Source organism: candidate division TA06 bacterium, assembly GCA_016235665.1.
Lineage (GTDB): Bacteria > Edwardsbacteria > AC1 > AC1 > EtOH8 > UBA5202.
Window position 1 is genome coordinate 18,130 of the sequence record JACRJI010000005.1, and the last position, 9,424, is coordinate 27,553.

9 protein-coding genes are annotated in these 9,424 nt (G+C 57.2%); 1 reads left to right on the forward strand and 8 read right to left on the reverse strand.

All coding sequences use genetic code 11. The annotated features are described in order from the left end of the window. The first annotated feature begins 170 nt into the window (after positions 1 to 170). A complete protein-coding gene (locus HZA73_02255) occupies positions 171 to 1,562 on the forward strand; it encodes an MFS transporter (GenBank protein ID MBI5804849.1) in 1,392 nt (463 codons plus the stop codon). Positions 1,563 to 1,629: 67 nt separating this feature from the next. On the opposite strand, the gene HZA73_02260 is transcribed toward HZA73_02255, so the two are convergent. From HZA73_02260 to dnaX, 8 genes are all read right to left on the reverse strand, one after another. After that, a complete protein-coding gene (locus HZA73_02260; GenBank protein ID MBI5804850.1) occupies positions 1,630 to 2,712 on the reverse strand; it encodes a WG repeat-containing protein in 1,083 nt (360 codons plus the stop codon). Next, a complete protein-coding gene (locus HZA73_02265) occupies positions 2,709 to 3,662 on the reverse strand; it encodes a hypothetical protein (GenBank protein ID MBI5804851.1) in 954 nt (317 codons plus the stop codon). The genes HZA73_02260 and HZA73_02265 overlap by 4 nt, the downstream gene beginning before the upstream one ends. A 13-nt stretch (positions 3,663 to 3,675) precedes the next feature. After that, positions 3,676 to 4,464, reverse strand: a complete 789-nt coding sequence (locus HZA73_02270; protein ID MBI5804852.1) for a DUF3108 domain-containing protein — start codon at positions 4,462 to 4,464, stop codon at positions 3,676 to 3,678. Between the two features lie 17 nt (positions 4,465 to 4,481). Continuing rightward, positions 4,482 to 5,510 (reverse strand): glycosyltransferase family 9 protein, encoded by a 1,029-nt coding sequence (locus tag HZA73_02275; protein MBI5804853.1) that lies wholly within the window; start codon positions 5,508 to 5,510, stop codon positions 4,482 to 4,484. Next, a complete protein-coding gene (locus HZA73_02280) occupies positions 5,507 to 6,640 on the reverse strand; it encodes a glycosyltransferase family 9 protein (GenBank protein ID MBI5804854.1) in 1,134 nt (377 codons plus the stop codon). The genes HZA73_02275 and HZA73_02280 overlap by 4 nt, the downstream gene beginning before the upstream one ends. 49 nt (positions 6,641 to 6,689) lie before the next feature. Continuing rightward, complete coding sequence (gene recR, locus HZA73_02285; GenBank protein MBI5804855.1) at positions 6,690 to 7,289, reverse strand: recombination protein RecR; 600 nt, start codon at positions 7,287 to 7,289, stop codon at positions 6,690 to 6,692. 108 nt (positions 7,290 to 7,397) lie between these two features. Next, complete coding sequence (locus tag HZA73_02290) at positions 7,398 to 7,712, reverse strand: YbaB/EbfC family nucleoid-associated protein (protein MBI5804856.1); 315 nt, start codon at positions 7,710 to 7,712, stop codon at positions 7,398 to 7,400. A 130-nt stretch (positions 7,713 to 7,842) separates the two neighbouring features. Next, on the reverse strand, positions 7,843 to 9,424 hold a 1,582-nt coding region (dnaX, locus tag HZA73_02295), incomplete at its 5' end, for a DNA polymerase III subunit gamma/tau (GenBank protein ID MBI5804857.1).

Below are 9,424 nucleotides of genomic sequence, written 5' to 3' on the forward strand. Positions count from 1 at the left end.
ATTTTATCTCTACTTTTCCTGAGCAAGTTAGATTGGCATTTTAAAATAAACCGCCCTGTTATTTTCAGGACGGGGGAAACACCCTTTGATTATATTCCTAAACGCTTAAAAATTCAAGGCATATCTCAAGTCTTGCATTTTATGGCGAAATAGTATATGCTTACTGCCCTATGACTCAAAAAAGCATTCATACTCCAGCTGCCGGAAGCGTCGAGCCGGATCGCAGCCTGAAAATATCCATCATCGAAGGCAGTTTTGCCACGGTCCACATCACCGTCAGTCTGGGAGCCCTGGTCACCGGATACGCCCTGATGCTGGGGGCCAACGATTTCCAACTGGGACTGCTGGCGGCCCTTAACGCCCTGTCCACCGTGGGCTCGGTTGTCAGCGCCCAGATCCTAGGACGCCTGGGCAGCCGCAAAAAGTTGACCGTCTGGGGGGCCACCGCCGGGCGGTCATTGTGGGCTTTGCTCTGCGTCTTGCCCTTTATCAAGATGATGCCTGGCTTTAAGCTGGCCCTGTTCTTTGCCGTGATGTTTCTGGGGAACACCATCCTCAGCGCCGCCAACACCGCCTGGCTTTCCTGGATGACCGACCTGGTGCCCCCGGAAAAGCGGGGCGTCTATTTTGGCAAACGCAGCGCCATCCTGGGGGCGGTGACCATGCTCACCAATTACGGGGCCGGCTGGGGCTTTGACCGGATGAAAGCGGCCGGGCTGCAGGACCAGGGATTTGCCTTGATCTTCGGGCTGGCCGCCTTGTTTGCCGTGATCGCCGGGCTGATCCTGAACCGCCAGTGGGAGCCGCCGTTGAAGGGGGAGAAGTCCCTCTCCATCTACGAGATCGTAAAACTGCCCTTCGCCGATCCCAATTTCAAAAGACTGCTGACCTTCTTCATCTTCTGGTCGTTGTCCACCGCCGTGGCCGGACCATTCTTCGGGGCCCACATGATCAAAAACCTGAAAATGCCATACTCGGTGATCGCCCTCTATTCCATCGTCGCCGGGATACTTAACCTTTCCACCCAGCCCTTGTGGGGGAAAATAGTTGACAAGCTGGGGAACCGACCGGTGCTGATCTTCAACCTAGTCGGTATCTTCCTGCTGCCGCTGTTCTGGCTGTTCGCCACCCCTTCATTTTATCTGCCCATCTGGGTGGATGCCTTTCTGACCGGGTTCTTTTGGCCTGGTTTCACCCTAGCCGGCTTCAACCTGCTGCTGCTGACCGCGCCCGAGCAGAACCGGACCTCCTACCTTTCCATCTATACCGTGGCCACCGGGTTCGCCGTGTTCCTGGCATCCTTGGCCGGGGGTTGGCTGGCCAATGCCCTGCATAATTTCAAATTCGTGCTGCTGGGGCATACCCTGATCAACTTCCACCTGCTCTTTGCCTTCTCCTCGCTGGCCAGGATATTTACCCTGCCCCTGGCCTTGAAACTTAGGGAGGAAAGGTCCCATTCGGTAGGTACCCTGCTGAACCTGTTCGGCGACAAGATCAGCCAGAATTTTGCCGGTGGCTGGCAGGCCGGGGTAGTGATGGTAAAAAGGATCACCCGGGGTTGATCCAAAAGATTAAAAAACCGCTCGGCAGACAGCTGAGCGGTTTTTTTAATTTCATCGCGGGGGCTATCTATTCCGCCGGTTCCCAGATGGATTCCCCGGTTTTGTTGATGTATCCGTAATCGCCGTCGTTCTTGATCATCCCCAGGCCGTTGGCAAATTTGAATACATCGTCGAACTGAGTGTCGATGACGATCTTCCCCGTCTTATCGGCATAACCCCACACCTCCCCGGACTTGATCCCGGCCAGGTCCTCGGAAAACGGCCGGACCTCCAAAAACTGCGGTTCTATCGCCTGCTGGCCGCCCTTGCTTATAAAGCCCCACTTGTCCTCGATCTTTACCCCGGCCATCTCCTGGCTGAAGTCCTGGGCGTCATCAAACGCAGGGTTGATCACCATTTTCCCGATCTTATTGATATAGCCGTATTTGCCTCCGGTTTTCACCCGGGCCAGGCCGTCCACGAAAGGACCGCCGTCGTCGAACTGGGGTTTGATGACCATCTTGCCGGTCTTGTTGATATAGCCGCAGGAGAGCTTTTCCACCACATACCCCGCCTGCTTGATCTTGACCGGGGCCAGTCCGTCCGAATAATCGCCGGCCCAGTCGAATTTCTGGATCCCGATGAACTTTCCGGTCTTGTCGATGAACCGGTATTTGTCCTGAATGTTCACCCGGGCCAGGCCCTGGCTGAAGCGATAGACCCCGCCGATGTCTTCCGGCTTCAACTTTTTGAAACTGATCACTATCTTCCCGGCCTTGTTGATGTAGCAGTAGCTTCCGGATCCGTCCTTGCCCACCACCCCCACCGCCGCCAGCCCCTCGCTGAAGGCGTCGGCATAAAGCAGCAGGGGATCTATCACATACTTGCCGGCGGGATCGATGAACCCGTATTTGTCGCCCAGCCGCACCGCCGCCAGCCCCTCGCTGAAGCACCCGGCCGAATCGAACTGCAGGGCCACTGCCAGCTTCCCGGCATTGTCTATATACCCCCACTTGCCGGCCTGTTTTATCGGGAACAACAGCACCGGTTTTTCGGGAACAACAGTCTTCAGCTTTTGGGAATGGGCCCAGTCCGGGGCCAGAGCCATAAGAACGATCAGGATCAAAGGCCTCAGCATTTCAAGCCTCCTTGGGTTGTATCTTATTTTCATTTTTTATTTTTATCCTGCTGTTTTATCAAGGCCGCCAGCAAAGGCAGCATTATCTCGTGATGCCCGGTAAAACTGTATCCCCGGCCGCCGGACTGGGTCGGGCGGCTGACCACGTTGAGGTTGGGCCGGTAGTGCTGGATCATGTCAAAGTTGGCGGCGGTGAAATCCCTGGCCTGGTGCCCCAGGTTGCGGGCCACGGTCAGGGCTTTTAGGAAAACTTCCGGCATTATCACGCTGGAGCCGAGGTTGATCACCACTCCACCGAAAAGTTTGGCGACCGACTGGGCCAGTATCCGAAAATCCCGGGCGCTGCAGTCCCCGGCGGCGGCCCCGTCGTAGCTGGAATGCTGGTTGATGATGTCGGTGCCCACCGCCACGTGGACCGTGGCTGGTATTTCATTCCGGCTGCAGGCCGCCAGTAGGCTGAACTTCTGGTATTTGGCTTTTACCCCGTTCAGGTACTGTCCCAGCGCCTGGCCGTAGCCGATCCGGCAGAGGCTGGCGGCCTTGACGACCCCGTTGATGCCGTCGGCGGTCTCTTTGGCCATGCCAAAACTGCCGTCTTCCAGGCCTGCGGCCACGTCCTCGGAGGTTTTTCCCCAAAAAGCCATTTCAAAGTCGTGGATGGCCCCGGCCCCGTTGGTGGCCAGGTGGGTTATATAGCCCTGCTCTATCAGATCTATCAGCACCGGGGAAAGCCCGCATTTTATTGGGTGGGCCCCCATCATCACTATCACCGGCCGCCCCCGGCTCCGGGCTTTTCGCACCGCCTGGGCCAGGGAAAACAGGTCATTGACCTTCAGCGTCCTGGGCAGGGCATCAAAGAACTGCATCAGGGAAGACCCCGGCTTTATGGCCTGGGCCAGCTGGCCCAGATCCACCTTGCTCCGGCGGTCCCTGATGGAATGGCTTTTGACCCTGGAGATGTCTATTTCCTTGAAGTTTTTCATGGCTTTGCCGTCTTTATTGTTTTTCGGTGACCAGGTAGTCCGGGCCGTCTATTCCCTGGTTATATTCCTTAAGCACCGCGTTGATGGAACCCACCAGGATCTTGCTTTTCATCAGCACCGGGATCCGGCGGCTGTCGTTGGTCAGCCAGACCAGAAGCCGCCCCTTGTTCTGGAACAATCCCGGGTAGCGCAGCACCGGCTCCACCACCAGGCATTCCACCTTGCCGAAGATGGTCTTGACCTTTTCCTTCCGGAGTAATTTGACCTCCAGCGGGTAATTGTTCTTGTCGGTATGGTTGTCGATGTACAGCGACTTTCCCGATTCCAGGGAAAAGGTCCGGGCATAATACAGCGAGGTCAAAATGTCCCGGGCCTGGGGCGTGGTGGCTATCACCTGTCCGGTGTTGTAAGTGACCTTGTTCTGTTCCTGGTCAAAATCCAGCGCCTCCTCGTGGCGGTAACCGCCCTCCCGCATCTTCTTCTGGTAGCGCAGAGAATAGAGGCGCTCGTAGTCGGTGAAGGCCTCGAACCGGTCGTGCACCTGGTAGAATTTGGAGAAGAACGGGTTTGACCAGGTCTCGTTGACGATGTGATAGGCGCTGCGCTGGCCCACGTAGGTCAACTCGCTGTCAACCCTCAGGTAGGAATACCCCGCGGTGATGCCGGCATATTCTATGGTATAGGTCATCTTCTCGCCCCGGTTGAACTTCCGGAAAGGTTCGGCGGGTACCTGCGATGCCCCGGACAGACCCGCGGCCAGCCCGGCCAAAAGACAGTATATGGTTATTTTGGCATTATGCATTGATGTTTGAATCGTTGTTAATTGTTGCCATTTTTGTTCACCTCGGTTACCTTGGTCAGAACCTCTTCCACCGTGATCTTCTCCATGCAATCATACTCCGGGCAGTTATGGCCGGGACATTCCCGGCAGGGGCCGGCCGGAGGCCTGATGACCGTGTGCCCTTTCCTGTAAGGCCCCCAGCGCTTTATTTCACAGGTGGGGCAATACAGGCCGATGACCCTGGTGTTCACCGCCGCGGCCACGTGCAGGGGCCCGGTGTTGTTGGTGACCAGCACTTTGGCCAGGGAGATCAGGGCCGCCAGGTCTTTCAGCGGCAGGTTTTCCGCCCAGCCGACATCGGCCGTCAAATGTTTTTTTAACGATGTTTTAAGGCCAAGTTCCTGGGGCCCCAGGCTGATGACGACCCTGCCGCCTGCGCCCTGGATCCTGTCCGCCAGCTTGGCGAATGATGCCAGGGGCCAGGGCTTGGATGACCCGCTGCAGCCCGGATGAATCAGGGTGAAATCCCGGCCGTATTCCTTGGCCAGCTTTTCTGTTAAATCGTCCGGCACCGTCAAAACCGGCGGCAGATAACGCTCTCCGGCCGTTGGCTCGAATCCCAGACCCTGATAGACCAGATCCAGATTGTATTCCAGTTCATGCTTTGAATTTTGCTTCCGGTGCTGTTTTACCCGGCGGTTGAAAAGCAGGCTGTACCCCCGGTAGGCCGTGCCCGCTCTGACCGGGATCCCGGCCAGCCAAAGTGCCGCCGCCAGACGAAGGGTGGGGTGCAGAAGAACTGCAGCGTCAAACCGGTAAGCCCGCAACATTCCAGCTAATTCAAAAACGCCCTTTCCGGAATCTGTCAAAGCTTCATCAATATCCTGAGAGAACGGGACCATGGCCGCCGTGTTTTTTGAGACCAGGTACGTTACCTTGGCTTCCGGGAACCGGCGCTTTAGAACGGCTGCCGCGGGCAGGGCCAGCACCAGGTCCCCTAGCCTGTCGTTTCGGACCACCAGTATGTTTTTGAACCCTTTTGATCCCACAAAGCCCCTTCTGCTCACTTTTTGTTCTTTGGCCCCTTGGACAGGCTTTCCAAGCCGTGCCTGACCGCCAGGGTTATCGCTTCCAGGTCCAGCTGCTTGATGCAGGAAAGGTGGTCGCAGGATTTCTTCCAGCAGGGGCTGCAGGCAAGTTTGGAGAATATCTTCTCGCCCCGTCCGTAGAGCTCGATCTCGGTGCCGCAGGACAGCCCGAACCAGGCCACCACCCACTTTTTAAGGGCCACCGCCATGTGCAGGGCCGAGGTGTCCCCGGTGATGATCAGGTCGCAGGCCTCGATGTAGACCATGCCCCGGCGGATCCCCTCGTCCGTGGGACTGTTAATGACGTAGGCCCCGCTTTTCTTTTTGATCTCGGCGTTGCGCCCGGCTTCGGCCTTGCCACCCAGCAGCATTATTTTTGTCCCGGGCCATTTTTTATGGAATTGTTTTATCAGCTGGACATGCTGTTCAATGGTCATCTTTTTGTTGGGGAAAAGGTCGGAGCATCCGGTGTTGAACCCTATCACCAGGCCGGTTTCCTTGATCCCGTTCTTCAGCCGGTAGTCTTTGGCCGCCTGTTTTTCCTCGTCCGTCAGGCGGAGGACGTAGTCCTCGTTTTTGTAATCCAGTTTCATGGCCCGGGCCAGGAACTTTATCCCAGTGACCTTGTTCTGCTTGAACTTCAGCTCGTCGTCGATCCCCAGCCGGTAGCCGTATTCGGCTTCGGGGTTGAAATAGGTGATGGCCCCGTTCTCGTCCATGGCGAAACCCAATTTTTCCTTGGCCTTGACCAGCATGGCCAGGGCATCGGAACGGTGGGCTTTGTCTATGGAATAGATCTTGTCGAAGCTCATGGCCTGGAGGATGGAGACAGTTTCAAAGTCGTAGGGCCAGATCTTGTCGATATGGGGATTGTTCTGCAGCAGTGGCACAGCCATAGGCAGAGTCACCCAGTGGATGGTGCTCCTGGGGTCTTTGAGCTTGATGGCCGGCAGCAGGGCCGTGGTCATCAGCACTGCGCCCAAGGCGTCCAGGTTGATTATCAGGATCCTGGTACCGCGAGGCTCCCTCTTTTTACATTCCTTACAAAGCCAGCCGGGATGACATGGCTTATAACCATTAAAGTATTTGCAATCTATAGTCTTATACACTGCTATTGAAGCTTTTCTTTGTATGATAAATTTATAGTTTGATCCTATTTTACATCTCCTGGCGGCCTTCCAGGGCCCGGCTCAGGGTCACTTCGTCCGAGAACTCCAGGTCGCTGCCCACCGGCAGGCCCCGGGCAATGCGGGTGATCTTTATGCCCAGCGGTTTTATCAGCTTCATCAGATACAGCGCTGTGGCCTCTCCCTCGGCGTTGGGATTGGTGGCCATGATTATCTCTTTGACATCGGTCTTCTCCAGCCGCTCCATCAGCTCCCGCACCCTCAGGTCGTCCGGGCCGATCCCGTCCAGCGGCGACAGGTGACCCTGCAGCACGTGGTAACGGCCCTTGAAGTCGGCGGTCTTTTCCAAAGCTAAAAGATCGTTGACCTCCTCTACCACGCAGAAGATCGAGTCGTCCCGGCCGGCATCACGGCAGAGGTTGCAGAGATCCTGCTCCGAGGCGTTGAAGCACTGTTTGCAGAACCGCACCTTCTGCTTTAGTTCGATAATGGCGTGGGCCAAAGCCTCGGCGTCGTCCGGCGATGACTTCAACAGATAAAAGGCCAGACGCTGGGCTGTCTTCCGCCCGATGCCCGGCAGCTTCATCAGCTCGTCCACTGTGCGGTTGAGTATTTCCGATCCGTAGTTCATAGAGTGATCTTTTCACCACCAAGACACAAAGATACCAAATCACCATTCACAACTTACGATTCACGATTTGGCTTAGTGCCTTAGTGTCTTTGTGGTAGTATTTTCGTTTTAAAACATCCCCGGCAGGCTCATCCCGCCGGTCAGAACAGACATCTCTTTGGCCGCCAGCTCCCGCGACTGCCTGAGGGCCTCCTGTACCCCGCTTAGGATCAGGTCCTGCAGCATGTCTGCCTCCTCCGGCTTGACGATCTCCGGAGAGATCCTGATGTCCAGTATGTTCTGCTGGCCGTCGGCCGTCACCTTGACCATGCCGCCACCGACCGAAGCCTCTACCCGCTTGTTCCCCAGCTCTTTCTGGATGCTTTCCATCTTGGACTGCATCATCTGGGCCTGCTTTAAAATATCCCCCATTCCTTTAGCCATAAAATTACTGCCTATATTTTATGTTTTCAATTTGCACTTTGCACTTTGCATTGGCACCCTGAGCCGCCGGGCTGAGCCGTTGGGCTGAGTTTATCGAAGCCATGCCGAAGCCCTTGTCGAAGGGTTGCCTTTAAAGCACTTCGCCTTCAACCTGGTCCAAAAAGCCCTTGATCTTGGCCGAGCCCAGCGCCTGGTTCCGGCGCCGGTCAACTTCGTCCTTCAGGCTGGCCCGGGCCAGCTGGCCGCCGGCCGCCGGACCCGGTTCCTGGGACACTTGGCAGGACAGCTTCAGCTTCTGGCCCCAAAGGCGGAAGGTCTCCTCGTCCAGCATGCTCTGGTTGACCTTGTTCTCCAGGGAATCGGTGAAGAATTTGGAGTTGGCGCCGTAGATCACTGCCAGCCGGCCGTCGCTGATGCCCACCGGCCGGGCCGCTTCCAGACAGGTTCCCAACAGCATATTGCGGTTCTTGATGGATGACACCAGGTCCTTCCACAGGCTTTCAAAATCTCCGTTCACGGCTACAGGGGATGCCTTGGGCTCTTCCCTGACCGGAGGAGCGGCATAGACCGCAGCCGTGGGCTGCCGGACCAAGGAAGGAGGAACTGCTGAGCTTTTTAAGCCGGTTGGTTTTACCTCATCCCTGCCGCTGTTCTGCGCCGGTCTGGGGTTTGATTCCGGGCCGTTATCGCCTCCCAAACCGTTTATCAGTTCCTCGATTTTGACGGTCTCGTCCAGGTCGGAAAGCCTTAAGCAGGCCGCTTCCAGCACCAGCCGGGACTGGCTGCTCCGCTTCATGGTGGTCTCGGTCTCCACCAGTATCCTTACCATCCGCAGCAGGTCGCGCCCCTGGATACCGCCGGCCTGTTTCAGGTATTTCTCACGGGCGTCAGCCGGTACGTCGGACAGCGCTATGCCGGGCTGGCCGGCCGCTATCACCATCAGCTTGCGGAAGTGGGCCAAAAGGCCCAGGGCAAATTCCTGCAGGTCGTAACCGCCGGAGGACACCTGCTCCACTAATTCCAGCAGGCCGGCCTGGTCCCTGCTCCGGATCATATCCACGGTCTTGAAGAACAATGCCTCGTCCACCAGGCCCAGTACCTGCCGGGCGTCCTCGGCCGTCAGCTTCTGGCCGCCGTAGGAGATCAGCTGGTCCAGCAGGCTGATGGCGTCGCGCATCGAGCCCTCGGATTTCTGGGCCACCAGGTACAGGCAGTCGTCCGTGGCCTGGACCTCCTCGCCCTCCAGCATTCTTTTGACGTAATCCACCACCACCGAGACCTCCACCTTTCTGAAATCGAAGCGCTGGCAGCGGGACAGGATGGTAATGGGAACCTTGTGGATCTCGGTGGTGGCGAAAATGAAGATGGCGTGGGCCGGGGGCTCCTCCAGCGTCTTCAGCAGGGCGTTGAAGGCCTCCTTGGTCAGCATGTGGACTTCGTCTATGATGTAGATCTTGTACTTGCCCTGGGTGGGGGTGTATTTGACGTTCTCCCTCAGGTCGCGAATCTCGTCGATGCCGCGGTTGGAGGCGCCGTCGATCTCCAGCACGTCGATGCTGCGGGAACCGGTGATCTCCACGCAGGAGGGACACTTGTTGCAGGGGGTCTCGGTGGGGCCTTCGGCGCAGTTCAACGCCTTGGCCAGCACCCGGGCGGCCGAGGTCTTGCCCACTCCCCGGGCCCCGGAGAACAGGTAGGCATGGGCGATGCGC

What these genes read in the sequence shown, in the direction of transcription:
- HZA73_02255 (MBI5804849.1), top strand. Translation starts at nt 171, where the DNA reads ATGACTCAAAAAAGCATTCATACTCCAGCTGCCGGAAGCGTCGAGCCG.
- HZA73_02260 (MBI5804850.1), bottom strand. Translation starts at nt 2,712, where the DNA reads ATGAAAATAAGATACAACCCAAGGAGGCTTGAAATGCTGAGGCCTTTG.
- HZA73_02265 (MBI5804851.1), bottom strand. Translation starts at nt 3,662, where the DNA reads ATGAAAAACTTCAAGGAAATAGACATCTCCAGGGTCAAAAGCCATTCC.
- HZA73_02270 (MBI5804852.1), bottom strand. Translation starts at nt 4,464, where the DNA reads ATGCATAATGCCAAAATAACCATATACTGTCTTTTGGCCGGGCTGGCC.
- recR (MBI5804855.1), bottom strand. Translation starts at nt 7,289, where the DNA reads ATGAACTACGGATCGGAAATACTCAACCGCACAGTGGACGAGCTGATG.
- HZA73_02290 (MBI5804856.1), bottom strand. Translation starts at nt 7,712, where the DNA reads ATGGCTAAAGGAATGGGGGATATTTTAAAGCAGGCCCAGATGATGCAG.